The sequence below is a fragment of the Pectobacterium actinidiae genome (genome assembly GCF_000803315.1).
Taxonomy (GTDB): domain Bacteria; phylum Pseudomonadota; class Gammaproteobacteria; order Enterobacterales; family Enterobacteriaceae; genus Pectobacterium; species Pectobacterium actinidiae.
Window position 1 is genome coordinate 189,717 of the sequence record NZ_JRMH01000002.1, and the last position, 23,257, is coordinate 212,973.

The following is a 23,257-nucleotide window of genomic DNA, read 5'->3' on the forward strand; positions in this document are numbered from 1 at the left end:
CGCAGACGACCTTGCCACCGATGTGACGTAAAAAACTGCAATCAACATCGCCAAAAGCAGTACAATCTGGCGGATGCTCTATGTTGATAGAGGTATGATGAGACCCCGCCCATGGTTAGCCAGATTGATCTGATTCTTTCCCTGTTACAGCAGATGTGTGTTTATCTGGTTATCGCCTATCTGCTCAGTAAAACACCGCTTTTTATCCCGCTGATGCAGGTCACCATCCGCCTGCCGCACAAGCTGGTCTGCTATCTGGTTTTTTCCGTGTTTTGCATTATGGGAACCTATTTCGGCCTGCATATCGACGATTCTATTGCCAATACCCGCGCAACGGGTGCCGTGCTCGGCGGCATGCTGGGCGGCCCTTCCGTCGGTTTTCTCGTCGGATTAACGGGCGGGTTACACCGTTATTCGATGGGCGGTATGACCGCGCTGGCCTGTATGCTGTCGACGATTGCCGAAGGCCTGCTCGGCGGGCTGTTACACCGCTATCTGGCACGCCGCAACCGCATCGATCTGCTGTTTCAGCCCCTCGTCGTCGGCCTGACCGCACTGGTAGCAGAATGCCTGCAAATGGCGATTATTCTGCTGGTCGCCCGTCCGTTTGATAACGCGATTGAGTTGGTAAGCGATATTGCGCTACCGATGATGATCACCAACACCATCGGTGCCGCCATGTTCATGCGCATCCTGCTCGACCGGCGCGCCATTTTTGAAAAATACACCTCCGCATTTTCCGCCAAGGCATTGCAAATCGCCGCCCGCGCCGAAGGAGCGCTGCGTCAGGGGTTTAACCCACAAAACAGTATGCGCGTTGCCCGTATTTTGTATGAAGAGCTGGGCGTGGGTGCCGTAGCCATTACCGATCGCGACAAACTGCTGGCCTTCATCGGACTGGGCGACGACCACCATAACGTTGGTGCGCCCATCACGTCATCACACACGCGCCGGGCGATAGACAACAACCAGGTGGTGTATGCAGACGGCAACGAAGTGTCTTACACCTGTTCAGTGTCATCACACTGCAAACTTGGTTCCACGCTGGTGATCCCGCTGCGTGGGGAAGATCAGCGTGTTGTCGGCACGATCAAGCTTTATGAGCCCAAGAATAAGCTCTTTTCCAGCATTAACCGTACGCTAGGGGAAGGGATTGCCCACCTGCTTTCTGCACAGATTCTGACAGGCCGCTTTGAACAGCAGAAACAGCTGCTTGCCCAGTCGGAAATCAAGCTGTTGCACGCGCAGGTCAACCCGCATTTTCTGTTCAACGCGCTGAATACCCTATCTGCCGTCATACGGCGCGATCCTGCTCACGCTCGCCAACTGGTGCTATCTCTGTCGACATTTTTCCGTAAAAACCTCAAACGCAGCAACGATGAAGTGTCACTCAATGACGAGTTGGAGCACGTTAATGCCTATCTCGAAATCGAAAAGGCACGCTTTGCCGATCACCTAACCGTAGACATTTCTCTGCCGGAAACGCTACGTGAGGCGCGATTACCCGCGTTTTCCCTGCAACCCATTGTCGAAAATGCGATTAAACATGGTATCTCACAGATGATTGAAAGTGGGTACATCCACATCAGCGGACGCCTGCACGCCAACACGCTGGAGCTGTCAGTGGAAGATAACGCCGGCACCTACCAACCCCGCAGCGGCGGTGATGGGCTAGGCATGAATCTGGTCGACCGCCGTATCAAAGCACGTTACGGCAACCGCTATGGCATCACCGTGGTTAGCGAGGCCGATAAATTCACCCGGGTCGAAGTGCGCGTCCCACTGATCTCACCGCGTCAAGTACTGAAAAAGCTGGATAGCGTGGCGTGATGGGGATGACACGCCAAATATCGGCATAAGAAGAGTGACGGAGCGGTAATCGAAACTGGCGCAACACAACCGCTGTTGCGCCAGAAAAGCGGAGAACGATAGCAATATAACTACAGCAAGATAACTACAGCAGGATGCGCAGCATACGGCGCAGCGGTTCAGCGGCTCCCCACAGCAGCTGATCGCCGACCGTGAAGGCGGACAGGTATTCCGGCCCCATGTTCAGCTTACGCAGACGACCCACCGGCGTGGAAAGCGTACCCGTTACCGCAGCAGGGGTCAGCTCACGCATGGTGATGTCACGATCGTTCGGCACCACTTTCACCCAGTCATTGTGGGTAGCCAGCAGTTGTTCGATTTCCGGCAGCGCCACGTCTTTTTTCAATTTGATGGTGAACGCCTGGCTATGGCAGCGCAACGCGCCAACGCGCACGCAAAGACCGTCAACAGGAATGACGCTGCTGGTGCTAAGAATCTTGTTGGTTTCCGCCTGACCTTTCCACTCTTCGCGGCTCTGGCCGTTATCCAGCTGTTTGTCGATCCACGGAATCAGGCTACCCGCCAATGGCACGCCGAAGTTATCGGTCGGCAGCGAACCACTACGAGTCAGCGCGGTGACTTTGCGTTCGATATCCAGAATCGCAGAGGCCGGATCCTGTAGCTCTTGCGCTACTTCACCGTGCAACGCTCCCATCTGTGCCAACAGTTCACGCATGTGACGCGCACCGCCGCCAGAAGCAGCCTGATACGTCGCAGCAGAAACCCACTCCACCAGATTGTTAGCAAACAGGCCGCCCAATGACATCAGCATCAGGCTGACGGTACAGTTACCGCCCGCAAAGGTTTTGATGCCTTTATCCAGACCCTGTTGAATCACCCCGTGGTTCACCGGATCCAGAATAATAATCGCGTCATCTTTCATACGCAGTGAGGATGCAGCGTCGATCCAGTAACCCTGCCAGCCACTTTCACGCAGCTTTGGGTAGACTTCATTGGTATAATCGCCGCCCTGACAGGTAATGATGATGTCCAGCGCGCGCAGAGCTTCGATATTATAAGCATCCTGCAATACGCCTTGATGACCGCCCAGCGCCGGAGCAGGTTCGCCGTGCTGAGAAGTCGAAAAGAATACCGGGTGAATCACATCAAAGTCGCGTTCTTCCACCATGCGCTGCATGAGAACCGAGCCGACCATACCGCGCCAGCCAATAAAACCAACATTTTTCATGGTAACTGTCCTGCTTTGGGGGTAACAAAAAGAATTCTGGCTAACGTCGATAGCGCTTGGTTATTGCTGACTCAGCGATTTGCGGCAGAGATTGCGCGTGTCGTGTCGTAAACCCGTAAATAATTGTGTCATTCAGCCTTACAAAATGTACATCAAGTCGCAAGTGAATTTATTCGATAGTACGCCCTTTTTCAGCAGTCATTCTAATATCATCGACCTGACACAGAATAATAACGTTGACCCACCCATGAAGGTGGTACAGGTCAGGCAACAAGGTTTCGGGAGTAAAAAACCAACATGACAGAAATGATCTCCGCAACGGTGCTGCTGTTGCTCATTATGGATCCACTCGGCAACCTGCCGATTTTTATGTCCGTTCTCAAGCATCTCGACCCCAAACGCCGACGCGTGGTGCTGATCCGTGAAATGCTGATCGCACTCGGGCTGATGCTGATTTTCCTGTTTGCGGGCGAACGCATTCTGGCGTTCCTGAATCTGCGCACCGAAACCGTGTCGATTTCCGGCGGTATCGTGCTGTTCCTCATTGCGATTCGTATGATTTTCCCCTCGCAGGAAGGCAACAGCAGCGGTCTGCCAGCCGGAGAAGAACCGTTTCTGGTGCCAATGGCGATTCCGCTGGTCGCGGGGCCGTCGATTCTCGCGGCGCTAATGCTGCTTTCCCACCAGTATCCCGACCAGTTGCCGCACCTGACGCTGGCGCTATTTATCGCCTGGACGATCTCGTTCATCATCCTGCTGATGTCAGATATGTTCTTACGTTTGTTGGGTGAGAAAGGGGTCAGCGCGCTGGAGAAATTGATGGGGCTGATTCTGGTGATGCTATCAACGCAGATGTTCCTCGACGGCGTACGCGCTTATATGAAGTTATAACTGCGTCATTGCCCTCTGTAGTCACATTTTTTATGCCGACTAAGAGGCGGTTTCGTGCGCGATAATACCGTAATTTCCATGCTACTGCGTAGCACGCGCCCGACGCAGGGCGCTCAGTCGCCGCCGCCCTGCGAACCCAGGCTTCCGGCTAAATCATGCCGCTAGCGATGCCATCGGCGTTCATGATCACCCTTCGAGCCACCAGTGAGGCGTTCCCGACGCCGCACTGGCTTTCGCGGCATCCATGCCGCTCACTCGGTGCTCATGATCACCGCTGCATAATTTTTACGCCGGATTAATGTCAAAACCTTCCCTTGTAGAGTAGGGCTAAATACATTACAGCAAAATACTACCTATCGCTGCCAGCAGGAACGCGATGGTGCCGAGCAGCGTTTCCATCACTGTCCAAGTTTTCAGCGTCGTTTTCTCATCCATTTCGAGGAAGCGGCTGACCAGCCAGAAGCCTGAGTCATTCACATGTGACAGCACCGTCGCACCACCAGCAATTGCCACCACAATAAAGCACAGGTCAAATTGACTTAATCCTGTGGTTGCCGCCACCGTGGGTGCCATCAGCGCGGCTGTCGTCGTCAGCGCCACCGTCGCGGAACCTTGTGCCACGCGCAGTGCCATCGACACCACAAATGCCGCCACAATAACCGGCATTCCTGTATCCGCCAAGGCACCAGACAACGCATTGCCGATACCACTGGCACGCAGAACGCCACCGAACATGCCGCCTGCTCCCGTCACCAGAATAATCGAGCAAATTGGCCCTAACGCCCCGTCACAAATTTTTTCAAGATGTGAGCCGCTTTTGCGACCGCTAAAGACCATCAGCGCGAAGAACACTGTAATCAGTAGCGCAACCGGGGTTTTTCCCAGCATACGCAAGAATTGTACGACGCCATTATCGCCGCTCACTATTCCCATGACCGTCAGCGTATTCAGCCCAGTATCAAGGAAGATCAACACCAGTGGCAGCAGCAGAATGCTCAATACCACGGAAAAGCGCGGTGGGTTAACCGTCGAATCAGTTTCAACAGCGGACAGAAAACTTGACGGCAGTTTGATATCGAACTTTTTCCCCGCGTACAGGCCATAGAGATAGCCGCCGAAATACCAGGTTGGCAGCGCAATGATCGTACCGATTATCACCAATAACCCGATGTTGGCACCTAACAATTCACTGGCCGCAACCGGACCGGGATGGGGAGGAACCAGCGCATGCATTGCTGCAAACGCACCCGCAGCAGGAAAAGCATATTTTAGTGTCGAACCACCGAAGCGTTTCGCGACACTAAAAATAATCGGTAGCATCACTACCAGACCCGCGTCAAAGAAGATCGGAAAACCAAACAAGAGAGAAGCGACACCCAGCGCAAAAGGCGCACGGTGTTCACCAAATTTATTGATCAGGGTATCAGCTAAGACATTAGCCCCCCCAGTCACCTCCAACAGTCTGCCAATCATGGCTCCCAATCCTACCAGCAGCGCAACAGATGCCAGCGTGCTGCCAAAACCACTGAGCAGCGTCGGGACTATCTTTTCGTACGGCGTTTTCGTTACCAGCGCAGTGATCAAACTGACCAACGTCAGCGCCAGAAACGCGTGGATTTTAAAGCGCATAATCAGCACCAGTAACAGTGCGACTGCACCGGCGGCAATGGTCAACAACACACTGGCGCTATAGGCGGAGGTGATTTCTGTCATCGTTAATAATCTCTTTAGGGCATTCGGTCTGGGTTGGCTGATTGTTTGTGAGGCGTATCACATCATTATTTGATACCGGTAACATGATACGGGTAACATGTTAAAGTATGGAACCATTAAGTATCATTTAATTTACAGTTTGAGATAGAGATCAAATTATGTCAGGTCGAAGCATTATTCTGATGGGCGTATCAGGCAGCGGAAAATCCTCAGTTGGCGCTGAACTTGGCCGCGCCATTCAGGCAAAATTTATTGACGGCGACGATCTGCATCCGCGCGCCAATATCCAGAAAATGGCCAGCGGTACGCCGTTGAATGATGACGACCGTGCGCCGTGGTTAGAACGACTGAGCGATGTCGCCTACAGTCTGGCGCACAAAAACGAAACGGGCATCATCGTCTGTTCCGCGCTGAAAAAGCGTTACCGTGACCGCCTGCGCGAAGGGAACGAAAAGATGGTGTTTATCTATTTGAAAGGCAGCTTTGAGCTGGTTCTTGAGCGTCACAAAGCCAGAGCAGGCCATTTCATGCCGACAGATCTACTGAAAAGCCAGTTCGATGCGCTGGAAGAACCGGGCAGCGATGAACCAGATGTGCTGAAGGTCGATATTGACGGCACCCGAGAGGAAGTTGTGCAGCGCTGCGTTGAGGCACTGCGCGCGGCAGGCTAACGCATCAGCTTAAAGGCTTTCACCGTCCAGCACGGTAAAGCCGACATCGACCATTTCCTTCGCGACTGGCTCGCCCCGCAGACGAGCCAGCAGTTGTTCGGTGCCAACGCGCCCCATATGCTCACGCGGCGTCAGTACGCTAGCCAGCTTCGGCACCATCGCCTGACCAATATCGTGCCCGTGGAAACCAGCAAGCCCAATGTCATCCGGCACGCGCAGCCCCTGCCGTTGGCATTCGAACATCGCACCGACGGCTAAGTCGTCATTGGTGCAAAATACGCTATCGACCTGCGGGTATTCCGCCTGCGTCTGCCGCAGTAGCTCACCGCCAAGCGAATAGGAAGATGCCCGCTCGCTCATCACGCAATAACTTTTAAGATCGCTTTCCCACATCGCCTGCTCGTAGCCTCGGCAACGCATAATCGTACGCTCATCCTGCCGTGCGCCGAGATAGACGATATGACGATGCCCCAGCGCGACCATACGCAATGTCATCTGCCGTGCGGCTTCGACGTTATCAAAACCGACAGCCATATCCAGACAGGGTGAGACAGAATCCATCAGCTCGACTACCGGAATACCGGCAACATCCAGCATCTGACGCGTGCGCGGCGTGTGGGTACGTTCGGCGAGAATAAGCCCATCGATGTGATACGACAGCAGTGAGGTCAGACGCTGTTCTTCTCTGTCAGGATGATAGCCATAGTGCGCCAGCATGGTCTGGTAGCCGTGCGCTTCCGCCGTGCGTTCAATCCCGCGCAATACTTCGGCGAAAACCTGATTGGTCAATGACGGCAGCAGCACGCCAATCGCCCGGCTGGTGGAGCTGGCGAGCATATTCGGCGCGAGATTGGGGATATAACCCAGCTCATCCAATGCAATAGCGATCTTTTCCTGCAACGCGGCGGACACCTGAGCGGGATTACGCAAATAACGGCTTACCGTCATTTTGGTAATCCCAACGCGGTCAGCAACGTCCTGGAGAACGGGTCTTTTTTTCTTCATCGTCGACTAAAATGCCTGAAAAACAGTAAGCTAAGTCTAACAAAAAAAGCATAAAGAAAGTAAAGGCAAAGGGGCAGAATCTGAATGATGACGTCAGGCAGTGACAAATAAAAAGCCCGCGTCTTTTCCTACGCGGGCTTCTTCATTGTCAGCCTTAAACCACCTCCTCGGGAGGTGGTGATTGTCCCTGTGAGGCTATAGCCTGAAGGAAGCCCATGCCAGAAAATTCCAGCTTACTCACCACAAGTAAGAAGGAAATCACTGACATGAGCAGTTATAGAAGTTCAGCACATGTGTTTTGGCGTTGCAAATACCACTTGGTTTGGACCCCAAAATATCGCTACAAGATTTTAACGGGCACAGTAGGGAAAGAGCTTTACCGTTCGATTTACATACTTTGCAATATGAAAGATTGCGAGATATTGGAACTAAATGTTCAACCAGACCATGTTCATCTTGTCGTGATGGTTCCACCGAAACTCTCAATTTCAACGCTAATGGGCGTCCTGAAAGGGCGCACGGCAATTCGTCTCTACAATAAATTCCCGCATATAAGAAAGAAACTGTGGGGCAATCACTTTTGGGCTAGAGGATACTTTGCGGACACGGTGGGAGTGAACGAAGAAATTATCAGACGTTACGTGAGGCATCAGGATAAGAAAGACCAAGAATACGAACAGCAAATGGAGTTATTGCAGGATTAAAACGGACAAGGCCCCCTTCTAGGGGGCCCCACTTAAAGCCACCTCTTCAAGAGGTGGATTTTTACTTTTCTCACTCGTCATTATACCGGCGGCAGATCAAACAGCAGGATTTCGCTGTCCTCGCTGGCGTGTACGGAGATCGCCGTTTCATCCCACACGGCAAACGCATCGCTGGTTTCCGCTTTCTGGCCGTTAATCTCTACCGTACCGCGCACCACCTGAACCCAGACACGACGGTCAGCCTGAATCTGATACACCGATTGCTCCTGCGCTTTCAGCGCCCAGCGCCACAGCGTCATGTCCTGAAAGACCTTCAGCGAGCCTTCACGCGCATCCGGGGACAGCACCAGTTGACGCCCTTGCAGCACATCAAAGCGTTTCTGCTCGTAGCGCGGCGTCAGACCGGTTTTTTCCGGGATAATCCAGATTTGATACAGGTGCAGCTGCTCGTCCTTGCTGGCGTTGTATTCAGAATGACGAATACCCGTTCCCGCGCTCATAATCTGGAATTCGCCCGCTGGCACCTGCTCTTTATTTCCCATGCTGTCCTGATGTTCAACCGCACCGGACAACACATAGGTCAGAATTTCCATATCTTTGTGCGGATGCGTACCAAAACCCTGACCGCCTTCGATATAGTCTTCATTAATCACGCGCAGTGCCGAAAATCCCATGAAATCAGGATCGTAATAATCGGCAAATGAGAATGTGTGCCAGCTGTCGAGCCAGCCGTGATTCGCATGTCCGCGATCTTGCGCTTGACGTAAATAGATCATGTTATTTCCTCCCGCGTTTTTGATAAGGGAAGTGTAACGGGCGGTGGTAAATAAGATAGCGCAAAAAACTCATCGCTCTGTTCGAAAAATCAGAACAGGATGCCGCGTTGGGAAATGGAGGAACCGGAGGTTAGCTCCGGCTCCGTATTCAGTGATTACTTAACAACACCTAACTCTATCGGATTGGGATATAACATGGTCCACCGACCGTTATCATTATTAACGCCTGTTCCGGTTGCTGAAATTTGATAGGTATCAGGATCCATAACGACATAGCGACGAGTAGACAGAGCCAACAGCGTCCCATTGCCATTGCCGGAATCGGTATAAATAAAGGATTCGCTGTCGGTCACATTGCTGGCAGATGCCAATAAATGCCCTTCTGCGGAGACAGAAATATATTTTCCGGTCTGTATCGAACGAAAAGCGAATCTATTTTGCGTCAGGTAAATTGCCTGAATCCCGCTGGTTACAGATGGATTGACCCCATTGACGATAATGGGCGTTGATTCGCCGGTAACCGTGACCAGCGTCCCGGTATTATCCTGATTTCTCGATTTACTGACAGATTGCAGGACGATAGACATAGGGCTTGAGACGGAAGCCTCCGTGGCATTAATAAGCCCTTCATACGAGGGATGATCAAAATAGAATTTGCCTATCGGCATGCGGCTGATGACGTCTTTCGTGTAAGACAGCTTAGTATCAGACACGCCAGCAGCGGTAAATAAGCTGAAAATTCCCCGATATATTGGCCTGAACTCTCCGCGAAAGCGCGGGGATATCGTTAAACCCGGCGTCCATGAGTTCCCTTTTCCCATATCCGCAAGCGTATAACCTTTGCCAGGAATCGGCGTATAGGGAACCGTATATCCCAGATTGTATTTCGCGGTATATTCGGCCGCCTTAACAAGTGGATAGCTATTATTCGGGTAGCTCACCATATCTGCACCGCTGGCATGATAGTGGCGCTGGTTATAGCCAATCTGCGCGGCCATGACTAATAACCCTAATCCACCCTGTGCATGCGCCTGATCGCGACCGCTCTCCTGCAATTGGCCATTTTCATTTTGTACATAATGGATAACCGAGCCATTTCCCTCGCCCTGTTTAAAGTAATTAACTGCATCGTTATATATTTCGGAATCGTTCAGCCATACACCTAAGCTCAGGTTAAATACGGTGTCGGCGGCGTCCCAATTGCCATTAGCCCAGCCGCCATTAACCTGACCATAGGTACGGGTCAATGGGTAAAATACGTCGGTCATCATTTTACTAAATTGCGCAATATCAGCTGACGACCAGCCACTTCCGGTGTAACGCAGAATTTCAGCCGCATTAAGCAATTTATAGCCATAAAGGCTGGCAGCAAGCTGTGCGTCGTGGCCTTTAATTTCCGTTAATGTCGTGGACCAGCCGTTAAGTATTTTTATCGCCGCATTAGAATAGATGGGGCTCTTTGTCATCGCCCATTCAATCGCCAGCGACAATGCCGCTGACGCACTATTCTGTAAATCGCCGTTTCCCACATTGCCATTCGTAGGATCGTTTCGGTATACCACCGCTTTTGGTGTGACCGAATACGTGGAGCTCGCCAAATAGTGGGATTGCAATAGCTGCCAATCCGTATACCAGGGATCCTGCTTATTATCGACCCCCGCCTTCATTCGCTCCAGATCGGCCTGCGTATACAGCATACCCGGGTGCAGGAACGCTTTATCATTGGTTGCTGCATGGCTAACTTTCAACCCGCACAAAAACAGACTCAACAACGTTATTATTAAGAAAAATGTACTCTTTTTCTTACTCAAGAAGCTATCCATAAACGGTTTCCTTTTCGTCGATTGATATCAGATTACAGAAATCACGGAGCAATAGTGATAGCGATTCTATAATCAGATTTTGCAGGTATTGTCTTTTGTACTGCCAACATTGATGTCCCCACATTATTCTTTTGTCGGCTATCGGCAGGTATTGTCGATAACACGCGGAATTCAGCAGAATCATCATGCTTGATCACCCTGATGGCCTTGCCATCTTTGGTCAATAGCGCAGTGTTGCCATTAATATTGATCTCGGCCGTTGTCACCATCGCCCAGCGGTATACTTTTTGGTTGTAGGTTCCCTGTATTGAATCGCTTATGGTTATTTTCTTTCCATCTAATCGGTATGCTCTGGTTATTTTTTCCGCGACATGAGGATAGACAGGCGTTAACTCAAGCATTGCCGTTGATTGCTTTTCATCCCACATTAATGTCGCCACACCGTCAGGACTCTGATTTTCCCCATCAAAGGTTAGAGTGTTATGGCTCAATGCAGACACGCGGAAATACGACGGCCGCACAGCACCATCAAAATAACCGGGGAGATTGTAATAATCTTTACCGAGATCGTTAGCCCAGCGAATGCCGTCATATTCCAGAACAAAAGAGCCAAGATCCTGATGGGCATGATTCGCTTTATTGTCACCAGACTTAATACCTAACCAGACGTTTCCCTCATCTGAAAATCGCTTTTTATATATAAAAAGTGCCGAGGGTCCATGAAACAAAAATTTATCTTGTGTCGTTGCGCGACTGACATTAACCGCTTGTGGATACCACAGCGCAAATAACGGCAGAAAGCGATCGAATTCTCCCCCACGCTTTCCCTTCCGCCGAGCGCGCCAGCGCTTTCTGCATTTGTCCTCTGGCAGCATCAATAATCAGGTCTTGTTTATAGCGATTGCCAAACCATGCGTAAGCTGGGGTATAGCCCTGATCTTCTACCGCATCACCATAATTAAAACCCTCACCCGAGAAACCTTCTATAGCAAAACGATACCAGGGCGTTCTTTCCAGAACCGCATCAGACGATAAACCATAATCCTGACCAAACGCGCTGTTCAGCATTTCCTGCGCGAGAATGCGATAGGTTATCCCGTAGCTCCAGTAAATAGGGCCTTCGGCGCTTGCACCGTCAGGTTTATAGGCATCCAGCCCCATTTTCAGCGAAGGGATAATCGTGTTGAGCAACGCCTGTGCCTGTTCGGGGTAATGTTCAGCCGTCGCGAGAACGGCGGCGAGTACCCCACCGTTACAGACCTCATTCCAGTTGGTTGCCCACCACGGAAAACCCAAGCTAGGGGCCGCGGGATTTTTTTCAGCATAAGCCTTTAATCCCCAGTTAATGCCTTTCTCAAGCAACGCTTCCCGAATTTTCTTTTCTTCTTCGGAGGAGAGTTGGCTATAAAGCCAGTCATAGCCGATAGCAACAGCAAACATCATTTCGCCCGCATCAAGAAAGCGGGATTTCGCATTCCAGTCAGGGAAATCAGAGACCGCAATCATGGTTTCTTTGGCTTTGTTAGCGAAACGCACGTCGCCAGTGATCTGCCACGAAAAGGCATTATCTAAGATAATCTTGATGGCCTTGCGTGAGGTATCCAGTAATGAAGGTGATGCATCATTTCCGGTCAATTTATAATGAATGACGGGTTCTTTAAGGCTTTCCTCCGCCCTTCTGACGACTTCATCAACCAATTTTTTCATGCCCTCATCGCTTTTAGCCTGCGCTTTGATGCTTTTTATATCCTCTTCATTCATCAATAATCTTGGATGATCTTTTTTTAAATTTTTAATGACTGTGTCGCGAGTAAATATATTGATGGCATTAAATTCATGAGCTTCAGGAACAGCTGCCTGCGCAGGATTGATCATAAAAATGGAGGTAATCATTATAGCCAGAGAGGTTCTATTCATGATTCGCATATCTTCCTGTGTATTTTATTATCCGACAGGAATAAGCAAGGCTGATGCCAGAAGAGAAAAGCTTTTACTTTCAAAAAACTAAAATAGAGTGTTCAAAAATAAATGCGTCCGTTATTAGTGTCTACGGATACTCAGACGCTAAGCGATACATAGCTCACAAAACAATCATGGCTACGCTTAATTATCGCCTTTGACATCATGTAGTGCGGCCATCTTTTAACGATATCATCGACACTACTTTTTCCTTATTTCCCGCTCCAGTGAAAAATAGTGGAGAAATGTGCACAGCCTCACAATACTATTTTCCCCACGCAGGCCTTTCATTTCCTCCCACACCTAAACCGATGCGGGAGAAGATTTACATCGAGAGCGGGTTGAAGACGCGAGCGAGGCGTCCCTGCCCTAGCACCGTTACCTGCGCGTGATTCGCAGGGATAAAACAGGATTCGCCCGACTCCAGCTTAAGCTGTTCACCAGCGCTCTGTAGTCGCGCGTCCCCCTCAATACAGAAAACTATCGCAGCACTGTCCTGTTTAAGGTTCTGAGGCTCAGAGCTAAGGTGATGCACAGAAAAAGCGAAGTCATCAACGGGAATAGGGAAACTCAGCGTATGGTCAGTGATTTTCGGTATCGTCAATAATCGATCAGCAGGAGAAGACTCGAAGCGAACATTCGCGACCAGTTCAGGAATATCGATATATTTAGGCGTCAGCCCAGCCCGGAGCACATTGTCCGAATTGGCCATCACTTCCAATGCCACGCCGTTCAAATAAGCATGGGGCGTTTCCGCATACAAAAACATCGCCTCACCCGGTTTTAGCGTTATCACATTCAGTAGCAAAGGCGAAAAGAGGCCGTTATCTGACGGGTAGACATGCGCAATAGCGCGGATCGTATCCCAAGGTTCACCGGTTTGCTCGGTCAGCACCTTCCGCAGTGTCTCCAACGCCTGTGCTTTCCTTTCCTCTGTCATATCCAATAGCGCGGTAAACAGACAAGCCAAACCTACAGTATCAGGCTGCAGCAAGAACGCGGCGATGGCAGGATGAGCATCGCGAACAGGCTCTACCAATGCAGCGATCTCCGGTAGCGGCCTGAAACCATTGATGGCTTGAAACGGCGTCAATGCAAAGACCAATTCAGGTTTATGGTTGGCATCTTTATAGTTTCGTTCCGCCGCATCAAGCGGGATACCAGCGGCATTTTCCCGGGCAAAGCCCTGCTCCGCCGCGGTTTTGCCAGGATGCACCTGAATGGAAAGCGGCTGTTCCGCACACAGCACTTTGAACAGGAAAGGCAGTTCGCCAAAGCGGTGCGCGACCTGATGGCCTAAACGGCCGGACAAATCCTGAGCGAGCCAGTCATGCAGGCTAACGACATCATTATTTTCATCCACAATCCGGGAACTACTTTTAGGGTGCGCGCCCATCCAAAGCTCAGCCATCGGGAGTTGGTCTTTATTGTCGAGACCGTACAACACGGTGAGCGCACTTTTGCTACCCCATGCGTAATACTGAATGGAGTTACACATTTTTTTCATACTGACGCCTTTTGATGGAACAGGGTTTTCCGTAGGAAAGCGTGATGAGCGGTCGCACTATCAACGTGCGCTTTCGTTTGGCATAACATAGCGTTGCAGCGCAACAGCCACGCCTTCCTGGTCATTATTGGTCGTTACCCAATCCGCAATCGCTTTAATCTTTGGCACCGCATTACCCATCGCGATCCCCGTACCGGCGAACGCTAACATCTCTCTATCGTTTTCCTCATCGCCTATCGCCAGAATCGCCTCTGGAGGAATCGCGAGATGGGCAGCCAATGCCTGACAGGCCGCGCCTTTGTTAACGCCGCACTGCATGACTTCAAAATAGTTGGGTTCGCTGCGCACGAAATAATAGCGGCGGGAAAGAGAGGGGGAGATGCGCTCGGTCAGGGTATCAATCGTGGTTCGTCCCTCAATAAACATCATTTTTGGCGTCTGCCGTCGGGAATGGGTTTCCCAGCCTGAGGGCAGGCTGACCACTGGCATACGGCAATACCGCAAGGCACCCGCGTCTGGCGGAACAGGCCTGCTGGCGACCAGTTGCTGTCCATCAATTTGGTAGCACTCCAGATTCAGGCTGCGACCAAACTGTGTCAGCCTCAGAATATCGTCATGTTGCAAAACATGCGCGCTGATGATGGCCGAGTTTTCCTGACTCCAGGTCAACGCCCCGTTGCAGGCGATAGCCCAGCAGCGAGCGCCGTCTAACGCTAGCTCCGCCATGATTTGTAACACGCTGGGCAGCGTTCTTCCTGAAACCAGTGCCACATGGAGCCCTCTATCGAGCGCTTCTCGCAGTATCTCGCGTGTCGCTGGCGTCACGGCTTTTTGTGACGTCAGCAACGTGCCATCCAGATCGATGGCCAGCAATTTAAATCTCATTGCCTCTTCCTGCTCATTCTCTTTTTTGACGCGAACGAGAGCGCGACATATCAACGCCGCGCTCCGCCTGACAACAATAAGAAACGCCCCCTCGAATGAGGGAGGCGAGATTTAGATGATGCCAACGCCCGCCGCAGCGAAGCCTAAAACAATTAACAGGATAAGCACCCGATTAGGACTGACTTTCTTCTGGAGCAGCTTGAAACACCCCAATACCAGCAGCAGCGGAATGAGGCCGACGCATATCTTGTCGAGGATCTCCTGCAAGACAAAAGGCTGTCCGGCGATGGTGGTTTTATAGGTCGCGGTAAACTTCACCATACTGGCGCTCATCGCGCCGACCATCATCAAGCCCATAATCGACGAGGCTTTGGTAATACAGCCCAATAGGCCTGACTGGGTCGCCTCCGCTATATATTTTGACCCCAGTCGATATCCCATCACTCCGCCATAGTAGCGAACCAGATAGCTTGGAATGTTGTAGACCAGCAAGAAGAGCAAGGGGCCGAGCGGATTCCCCTGAGAGGCTAATCCGATAGCTATCCCGGTCGCGATGATGCGTAACACACCGTAGAAGAAAGAGTCCCCCACTCCCGCAAACGGCCCCATCAGGGCGACTTTGATGCCGTTGATACTGGATTTATCAAAGTCAGGGTTACTGGCGTTCTCTTTTTCCATCGACAGCGTCAACCCCATAATGAAGGGAGCCAAGTGCTGGTTGGTGTTAAAGAACTGGCTATTACGCTTTAACGCATCAAGATAACGATGCGGATCCGGGTAGATTTTTTTCAGCATCGGTGCCAACGCCCAGCCGTAGCTCAGCCCTTCCATACGCGTGAAGTTCATCGACCCCAGTAGCTGAAACTGACGGAAGAACAGCTGGCGAAACAGTTTTTTCTCACTCTTATCATCGTTGTATGCGCCGACATGCTTTGTATCGCTGGCAGAGTTTGTTTGGATATCAGTCATTGAAGAACCCATCCTTATCGTCTACAGAAGCCGCAGGAGCAGCAGCAGTATTCTGTTTGTTGGCTTTGAGCTGGTTGAACTCGTTAAAACACAGGTAAACAGCGATAGAGGCGGCAATAATCGCGATCCCCATGATCGGCAGCTTTAAGTAGGCCGCCATGGCGAAACCGATAAAGAAGAACGCGGCGATATTACGGTTCCACAACGCCTGGAGCAGAATGGCGAAGCCCAGAGCGGGAAGCATGCCGCCCACCGCAGTCATACCACGCATGGCAGTACCGGGGATGCTTTCCACCAAACTCCGGATGACATCCGTGCCATACAGCACGCCAAAGAACGCGATCACCGCAAACGGTACGCCGTAGAACAGGGTCATCCCCAGCGTCATACCGAGCGCCGCACGATCCCTGCCCTTTTCAAGCAGGGCGTCATATTTCTCGACCAGACCGGTATAAATCAGTTTCTCAACCTGATAGACAAAAACCGCCAGCAGACTAATCGGTAATGCCAGCGCCACGGCAACGGCAGGCTCTGCGTTCGTTAAAATAGTAAAGGCGGTAGCCAGAACCGAACCGACCGCAAGATCGGCAGGCACCGAGCCACCGATGGTAATGGTGCCAAGGAAAATGAGCTCCAACGCAGCACCGATAATAATCCCTTGCTGGAAATCACCCAGCACGAACCCGACCATCGCGCCACACACCAGCGGACGTTCAATCAATGGTTGCCCCAGCGTATGGTCGGCAAATTTGGCGATATACATCACCAAAGCAATAAGAAGCGCTGTTGTTAACATGGTGACCTCGCTTAATGGGCGTTATCCAGCATTTCAATCAGGTTTTTTATTGGATGTGAGGGTAAGACCTGATACTCCACCGCAACGCCACGTTCAGCAATCGCATGAAAATCAGCCACATCCTCCGGCGTCACATAAACGGTGTCGCTGACTCTGGTTTTTGCCGCCAGGTTGTCGGTAATACGTCCGTAGTTCGCAACATTTAGCGTTTTTATCGCAGGAACCTGTTCAATCAGGCGTCGGGCATCGGCCGCATTATTAATGATGATCAGAATTTTCATGCTGTCGGAGCGGGCGTCATTCAGTACATCAACAGCATCAGCTACCGTCATAATGGCGCATTTGGCCGTATCCGGGGCGGCCATGCGTAGCGACATCTTTTGTACGTCGTTATTCACAATCTGATCGTTCGCAACCAGAATGCGATTCACACCGAGGTGTTTTGTCCAGACCACGGCGACCTGTCCGTGAATCAGACGATCGTCAATACGAATAAGAGAAATCATGGTGTTACTCCTGTTATTAGAATTTACCAGTAGGGGGTCCAGATTCGGGTAAGGCGAACCAGGGCTTCGAACCAAAAGTAATCGCCCCAAAGATTGGGCTCGTTAATCCCCATGTTGCGGCCAAAGTTATAAACACCTTCGCGTAGCAGCCCGTCGGAGTGATACGCAAAATAGTGCTGACGCAAATTCTGCGCGATCAGCGTGATAGCGTGGTGATAGGCAGGGCGCAGCGGATCGGTAATCGGCAACTGCTTGAGCAGTTCCGTCATCCCACACACCGCAATAGCCGCCGCAGAGGTGTCACGAAACGCGTTATCCTGCGGCGTGAAGATGAGATCCCAATAGCAGACGTGATTTTCCGGCAGCCGGTTGAGAAAATAGTGAGCCAGCTTGCGGGACAGCTCAGGAAGCTCGCCATCGCCGGTATAGTTGAACCCCAGCGCAAAACCATAAATGCCCCAGGCCTGACCGCGAGCCCAACAGGAATCATCACTAAATCCCTGATGGGTATCGCCACGTAATGGGTGACCGGTATGGATATCCATATAAAACGTATGGAAGGTTGACGCATCGTCCCTGACCAGATGGCGTGCGGCCAAAGCAAGATGGCGCTGCGCAGCCTGCCGATAACATGCCTTTCCCGTTTCACTAGCGGCCCAGAACAAGAGAGGAACGTTCAGGTTGCAATCAATAATCATACGCCCCTGACGAGCAGGATCGCTGAGATCGCCCCACGCCTGAATCACCCCCGCGGTTTCGTTATAGCGCTGATAAAGCAGTTCAGCAGCACGTAGCGCGAGTGAACGGGCACGTTCGTTACCGGTGAGACGCCACGCATTCACGCAGGACAACAGATACAGAAATCCTAAATCGTGGGTATCGACCTTGATTCGGTTATCCAGACGCGTTTCAAAGCTATCCAGCAACCCCTCCGCCACCTGACGGTATTTATCGTCCCCGGTCACTTCCCAGGCCAGCCACAACATGCCGGTCCAGAATCCCTCCGTCCAATCGACCTTTTCGACAACCGGATAGCGACCCTCGCTGGCGCTGGCGGCAGGAAACGTGTGGCTAAAACGTGGCAACATCTCATCCACTTTTTTCAGCACATCCTGAATGGCGTCGTTGAGCCAGACCTGAGAAAGCGGTGGTTGATATGCCTCATAACGGGCATTCAAGGGTTCAAGAATCACGCTCATTACGCTGGCTCCGTAGTAAAGAAATCATCAGAACCATCGCGTTCGGTATTAAAGCTCGCTTCACGCGCGGCCTGAAGCGCGGGGACGGAATTCATGTATTGCATGCCTTCGGTCGCCATCGTGATGGCCTCGCGCACTCGCACCGTGGTATCGCTATTTTCAGACAGGCAAAATGCCATCAGCATGATTAGATTTGCACCGCTGATAACGTGCATATGCGGATATTTCACCATCAATTGCACCGCCGTGTTATTGACGCTTCCACCTTGCATATCGGTGAAAATAACCAGTTCATTGCCACGTCGCGCCGATTCCTGTGCAATCTCACTGAAACGCTCGGCCAATTCAGCCGTTGAGCCAATATCGCCACAATAGGCACAAATAGGTTGAATCGCATGATCCTCGCCAATCAGTAAATTCAGGGCGGATACCGTCCCTTCGGCATATCGGCCATGACTGGCGATATATACTTCTCGCATAATGCGTTCCTTAAATTTATTTACGGCAACTGGCAGCATTAATGCACTTACTATGCCATCTCTATACTCATTTGTTTTTATTGATTTTTATTGTTGCTATTAGACGCTAAGAATACTGTCCAGATCGATATAACACGATGTGTCGAAACGCTGTGCCAGCGTATTTACGCCAGCACTGCTGTATCCACAAAAATTAAGGCGCGAAAAATATAAAAATGAAACGTTCGTATTTCACGCCTTTCCCGTAATTTCATAATTAAGCGGCACACCATTAATCCAGCGTTGAAATTCCTCAACCACGCAGTCTGCCAATCGCCGTGTTTCATTATTGAGTGCACCGGCAATATGGCTGGTCAGCAACACATTCGGCATGTCATAGAGCGGTGAGCCTGGCAATGGCGGTTCGGGTTTCGTCACATCCAACAGCGCCGTTAAATCTGTACGTTCGCTGAATACGTCAATGAGATCTTTTTCATTAACCTGTAATCCCCGCCCTGTGTTAATGAATACCGCGCCGGGGCGCATAAGCCGAAACAGATCGCCATTCAGCACGCCAATATTATCGGGGCGGTTAGGGAGGTGATTACTGACAACAAAGGATGTGCTAAATGCCGCTTCCAAAGAGATAGTCCGTCTTTCCTGCCGCGAAGGGATAGTCACTACCTCCAGCGCAAAAGGCGTCAGTAACTCAGCCAGCACCTGGGATATAGCTCCAGCACCAATCAACGCAATGCGCTCACCGTAAATTCCCGGAGCAGGATAATCAGCCGTAATAGAATGAAAATCTTCAGGCCGATTATAGTTACGCAGATTATGGAAATAGCCTTTACATGCCAAAAGGATTTGTGCCAGACAGAATTCCGCAACAGGAACAGCATTGGCTCTCCAGGCACTGACTATTTTTATTCCCCTGGCAATAAAAGGGGCGGAGAAATAGTCCGTTGCTCCTGCTGCATAAAAGATAATCTTCAACTTTGGCAACTGGTCTAGCTGCGCCTCACTTAACGTTAACATTCCCCAGGTGGAAAAAATGACCTCCACGTTTTTCAGCGCAGGCAATGCTTGCTCAAAATTCGAAGGGGTAATCACGATGGGATGTAAATGGCACAATGATGATAATTTTTCCCTAACTGACGAGGTGTATATCTGATCAAATTTTTCAGGCTGACAGGTGAAACCTGCGGCGTAATACGACATAACCTATCCCCACTGGAGTGATGAAAAGAAGACAGTTTTGCTAATACTGGTCACTTAAGCCTGTTATTAGGGGAAACACAGAGGGGAGATCCCCGCAGGGAAGCCTCACCCCTGTGGTCGCCCCGTGTATCTCAATGCTTAAGAGCGGCATTAGACGGTTTGGCTTCTTCTTTGTTATTTCGACAACGTCCGCATCAAGACTTCTTGATAACGATCGCTGACGCGCTTCTTGATTAAACAAGAAAGCAATAACTATGCCGTCGAATTATCCATCTGTTTTTATTTGGTTTTATTCGTTTATTAGACGCAGGGAAAGACTGTCTAGTGCGGCATATCACCGAGTGTCGAAAGGCAGTGCGAGCCGATTAGCCTGCACCCGATCATGACAATGCGGGATCTGAGGAAATCCAGGGTTCCATGATTTCATAAATCATCAGTACTTCTGTCAGTGGAACGACAATATGATACTTACGATTAAGTACCTGGAAAAAGGTATCGTGAACCTCGACAAACGCCAACTGCTCTGCCGTCAGTTCTGAATCATCACGATGGCACATTCCTGTATTGACCATAACCCGCTCAATCATCAGTGCAATGTGCATAAACAGATTAATACGCAAATAGCTTTCGAAATGAATTTTATAGAAAAACTCATACTGCTTAATGACGGCTTCAACTTCATCGATAATAATAACCGGGTTAAGAAAATTAAGACGACCAGCAACACCTTCTACCGTAAATAATTTAACCACTTCATCAATCATCGGTTCCATTCCACCGGGAACAAGCAGATTGGTAAAATAATCCCGATGCAGGATGTCAACTTTCTCTTTTATCAATTGCTCCACGCTAATAATGGGGATATAACCCGCATCGAGATCGGTCGTGGTGATGACAAGGCGCGTACCATTTAGTGCCGGATCGGCCTGTGATAATTTATATTTCAAATCATCATATTCCATTGTAACAATATCTATTGCGTCAGAGGCCAGATAGCGGAATACAATATCTTTTAACTTTCTTGAAATGCCTTCACCAGATATACATGAAATAATAATTTTATTGCCGGGCAGCATGCCTGCATAATAGCGAGTCTCAACCTCATAGGCACCTTTTACGCTGTCGATGATCTCTTCCATTGGCAAACGATGCTGAATTTTAGAGGCAATATCCAGTGCCATCGCGGTACTGACATTATTAATCACGAGCAGCTCACCATGAAGATGCAATTTTATTTCTTCATAGATTTCCTTCAACGATCCCATATCGACCAATATAATTAGCCCTGCGCGCTGCTTAATACTATCCAGGTGAGCGATCAACATATCAATAATTTCACGTGTCGACGTCGAATTAGGCATATCAAACGCTTTAAAGTAGTATCCCCCAGTTAATTGGTTAGCAACGCCAGCAATGCTGGAAGCCGTCGAACGGCCGTGGGAAACAATAACGCCCTGAATCAGATCATCTTCACCGGATAATTTGTTCATGGCACAGCTCAGCAGCGGCATAAGCAAAGGATAATCGGTGTTTGTTACCTGTTTTTTCAGCAAGGATACACATTCAAGCGCCAGCAATCTGGCTTTAGAAGAAACGTAATCGGTGATAGAGGAAAGTTCATTGATATGTTGCTCTTCCCACGTATTGCTCATAGCGTAATGCAGGCAAAGCCAGACCGTTTTTCTATAATCCGCGTTGCATTCGATACCCGTTTGATTCTCCAGCTCATTGATGGCCCGCATCGTGTTTTGCCAGATATAACCACAATAGAGTTCATCTTGCTGAACAGTGCAATTAAGCGTGGTGAGCAGGTGTTCAAGTTTCCGGTTTAATAATAAGGTATTCCCGCTGTGGCAAAATTCCTTGAATATCACGTCATCTCGCATCGCTTTTGGCAACAGAGAGGATACATCGAGGGAGGTCGAAAATTTTCGCGCGGAGAATACCAACGTTTCCCCACTCATTTGACCGGGCTGAGGAGACTGCAATGCAATATATTCCGAGTGCTGACTTTCATTCCATGCACTGGCGCACATCACCCTGATCTGATTTTTCAATTCGCCAATATTGCCCCGAACAGGAGACGCCACCAGCAGGTGCATCAACAGGCTATCCATATGAATATCACAGTTCAGATCGCGTGCTTCACGTCGTAAAAAATACTCTACTTGAGCAACGCGCTCTGTTAGCGGACGGGAAATAAAGTTCGGTAATGCGATACGAACGGGAATCCTTCGGCGAAACGTATTCAGCAACACGGTATCGACATTTTCCGTCGTGGCAAAAATAAAACGGATCGCCGCCGATTGGCGGGTTCGGTTATCCCCTAAGCGATAAAAATAGCCTTTATCCATAAATAAAAAGAGTTTTTCCTGATTCTCCGCAGATAAGCGATGCACTTCATCAAGGAACAGGAAACTGCCGTCAGCGTCATCAAAAGCGCCTTTTTTATCGCGATCGGCACCAGTAAATGCCCCCTTGATATAGCCAAACAGCGTAGCGGAAAGCAGTTCAGGATTATTGGCATAGTCGGCACAGTTGAGCTCGACCAGTGGTTTATCCAAGGCAACAATGCCACGATCCTGCGCATAGCGGTGGATGATTGCCGCCAAATGGCTTTTCCCGACGCCACTCTCGCCAGAGATCAATATCGGCAACCCACGGCCAGGGTAATTCACTGCGGCACGGCAAGAAGAGATGGTTTTCTCCAGACTCCCTCCTGCGCCAATCAGTTCGCTAAAAACATCGTCATGCTTTGGTGGTACGCTGATCTCTGGTTCGGTTTTCGGATGTCGGGTTTCAACATAAAAACGGACAGGACGGGTATTTTTCTTATGGAGCTTACCCTCGTCACACAGGCGATTAAGGTAATGGCTGATAACGCTACGGCTCACCTGAATAAAATCCGCACAATCCAGCGCCGTAAATCCATGCGCATTGCTGGCATAGTGCGTGATGATACTTTGGAACAGTTTATCTTTCGCTGACAAAGCCATGAGCGGATTCCACCGTGGTGAGCAGGATAGTGTCCATCCTTTTTTAGACACTAGACACTAAGAATTCATTGAACACTAGCGACTATCGGCTCTCTAAAGAGAAAATGAAACACCGTTTTTACT

20 protein-coding genes are annotated in these 23,257 nt (G+C 50.2%); 4 read left to right on the forward strand and 16 right to left on the reverse strand.

The window, feature by feature from the left end:
• Positions 1 to 111: 111 nt before the first annotated feature.
• Complete coding sequence (locus KKH3_RS18415) at positions 112 to 1,830, forward strand: sensor histidine kinase (RefSeq protein ID WP_039363039.1); 1,719 nt, start codon at positions 112 to 114, stop codon at positions 1,828 to 1,830.
• Between the two features lie 124 nt (positions 1,831 to 1,954).
• Here the strand turns inward: KKH3_RS18415 and asd are convergent, their stop codons facing one another.
• A complete protein-coding gene (gene asd, locus KKH3_RS18420; protein WP_039363042.1) occupies positions 1,955 to 3,058 on the reverse strand; it encodes an aspartate-semialdehyde dehydrogenase in 1,104 nt (367 codons plus the stop codon).
• 297 nt (positions 3,059 to 3,355) lie between these two features.
• Between asd and KKH3_RS18425 the strand changes: the two genes are divergently transcribed.
• The gene (locus tag KKH3_RS18425) at positions 3,356 to 3,949 is read left to right on the forward strand and encodes a YhgN family NAAT transporter (RefSeq protein WP_039363045.1); all 594 of its coding nucleotides are present in this window, start codon (positions 3,356 to 3,358) and stop codon (positions 3,947 to 3,949) included.
• A 336-nt stretch (positions 3,950 to 4,285) separates the two neighbouring features.
• On the opposite strand, the gene KKH3_RS18430 is transcribed toward KKH3_RS18425, so the two are convergent.
• Positions 4,286 to 5,662 (reverse strand): GntP family permease, encoded by a 1,377-nt coding sequence (locus KKH3_RS18430; protein ID WP_039363047.1) that lies wholly within the window; start codon positions 5,660 to 5,662, stop codon positions 4,286 to 4,288.
• Between the two features lie 158 nt (positions 5,663 to 5,820).
• Between KKH3_RS18430 and KKH3_RS18435 the strand changes: the two genes are divergently transcribed.
• Positions 5,821 to 6,333 carry a gluconokinase gene (locus KKH3_RS18435; RefSeq protein WP_015842039.1) on the forward strand — a complete coding sequence of 171 codons (513 nt, stop codon included), beginning with the start codon at positions 5,821 to 5,823 and terminating at the stop codon, positions 6,331 to 6,333.
• Between the two features lie 9 nt (positions 6,334 to 6,342).
• Here KKH3_RS18435 and gntR read toward each other — a convergent pair whose 3' ends face one another.
• Positions 6,343 to 7,338 carry a gluconate operon transcriptional repressor GntR gene (gene gntR, locus KKH3_RS18440; RefSeq protein WP_039363051.1) on the reverse strand — a complete coding sequence of 332 codons (996 nt, stop codon included), beginning with the start codon at positions 7,336 to 7,338 and terminating at the stop codon, positions 6,343 to 6,345.
• Between the two features lie 266 nt (positions 7,339 to 7,604).
• On the opposite strand from gntR, the gene tnpA reads away from it, so the two are divergent.
• Positions 7,605 to 8,042 carry an IS200/IS605 family transposase gene (gene tnpA / locus KKH3_RS18445; protein ID WP_039281630.1) on the forward strand — a complete coding sequence of 146 codons (438 nt, stop codon included), beginning with the start codon at positions 7,605 to 7,607 and terminating at the stop codon, positions 8,040 to 8,042.
• Between the two features lie 80 nt (positions 8,043 to 8,122).
• Here the strand turns inward: tnpA and KKH3_RS18450 are convergent, their stop codons facing one another.
• From KKH3_RS18450 to KKH3_RS18515, 13 genes are all read right to left on the reverse strand, one after another.
• Positions 8,123 to 8,818, reverse strand: a complete 696-nt coding sequence (locus KKH3_RS18450) for a pirin family protein (RefSeq protein WP_010294510.1) — start codon at positions 8,816 to 8,818, stop codon at positions 8,123 to 8,125.
• A 155-nt stretch (positions 8,819 to 8,973) separates the two neighbouring features.
• Positions 8,974 to 10,641, reverse strand: coding sequence for an alginate lyase family protein (locus KKH3_RS18455; RefSeq protein WP_039363054.1), 1,668 nt, complete (start codon positions 10,639 to 10,641; stop codon positions 8,974 to 8,976).
• Positions 10,642 to 10,682: 41 nt separating this feature from the next.
• Positions 10,683 to 11,516 carry a heparinase II/III domain-containing protein gene (locus tag KKH3_RS21970; protein ID WP_080756561.1) on the reverse strand — a complete coding sequence of 278 codons (834 nt, stop codon included), beginning with the start codon at positions 11,514 to 11,516 and terminating at the stop codon, positions 10,683 to 10,685.
• Entirely contained in the window at positions 11,401 to 12,567 is a 1,167-nt protein-coding gene (locus tag KKH3_RS22355; RefSeq protein ID WP_139338668.1) for a DUF4962 domain-containing protein, read from the reverse strand. The genes KKH3_RS21970 and KKH3_RS22355 overlap by 116 nt, the downstream gene beginning before the upstream one ends.
• Positions 12,568 to 12,925: 358 nt before the next feature.
• Entirely contained in the window at positions 12,926 to 14,107 is a 1,182-nt protein-coding gene (gene manA / locus KKH3_RS18475; RefSeq protein ID WP_039363065.1) for a mannose-6-phosphate isomerase, read from the reverse strand.
• Between the two features lie 60 nt (positions 14,108 to 14,167).
• The gene (locus KKH3_RS18480; protein ID WP_039363067.1) at positions 14,168 to 14,992 is read right to left on the reverse strand and encodes a Cof-type HAD-IIB family hydrolase; all 825 of its coding nucleotides are present in this window, start codon (positions 14,990 to 14,992) and stop codon (positions 14,168 to 14,170) included.
• Between the two features lie 111 nt (positions 14,993 to 15,103).
• Positions 15,104 to 15,961, reverse strand: coding sequence for a PTS system mannose/fructose/sorbose family transporter subunit IID (locus tag KKH3_RS18485; protein WP_039363070.1), 858 nt, complete (start codon positions 15,959 to 15,961; stop codon positions 15,104 to 15,106).
• Positions 15,954 to 16,757, reverse strand: coding sequence for a PTS mannose/fructose/sorbose/N-acetylgalactosamine transporter subunit IIC (locus tag KKH3_RS18490; protein ID WP_039363073.1), 804 nt, complete (start codon positions 16,755 to 16,757; stop codon positions 15,954 to 15,956). The genes KKH3_RS18485 and KKH3_RS18490 overlap by 8 nt, the downstream gene beginning before the upstream one ends.
• An 11-nt stretch (positions 16,758 to 16,768) precedes the next feature.
• The gene (locus KKH3_RS18495; protein ID WP_039363076.1) at positions 16,769 to 17,263 is read right to left on the reverse strand and encodes a PTS sugar transporter subunit IIB; all 495 of its coding nucleotides are present in this window, start codon (positions 17,261 to 17,263) and stop codon (positions 16,769 to 16,771) included.
• Positions 17,264 to 17,286: 23 nt separating this feature from the next.
• Entirely contained in the window at positions 17,287 to 18,462 is a 1,176-nt protein-coding gene (locus KKH3_RS18500; RefSeq protein ID WP_039363081.1) for a glycoside hydrolase family 88 protein, read from the reverse strand.
• A complete protein-coding gene (locus KKH3_RS18505; protein WP_039363083.1) occupies positions 18,462 to 18,941 on the reverse strand; it encodes a PTS sugar transporter subunit IIA in 480 nt (159 codons plus the stop codon). The genes KKH3_RS18500 and KKH3_RS18505 overlap by 1 nt, the downstream gene beginning before the upstream one ends.
• Before the next feature lie 231 nt (positions 18,942 to 19,172).
• Positions 19,173 to 20,051, reverse strand: coding sequence for a hydroxyacid dehydrogenase (locus KKH3_RS18510; protein ID WP_234991554.1), 879 nt, complete (start codon positions 20,049 to 20,051; stop codon positions 19,173 to 19,175).
• A 467-nt stretch (positions 20,052 to 20,518) separates the two neighbouring features.
• Positions 20,519 to 23,134: a sigma 54-interacting transcriptional regulator gene (locus KKH3_RS18515; protein ID WP_039363087.1), complete on the reverse strand. Its 2,616-nt coding sequence runs from the start codon at positions 23,132 to 23,134 to the stop codon at positions 20,519 to 20,521.
• Between the last annotated feature and the right edge of the window lie 123 nt (positions 23,135 to 23,257).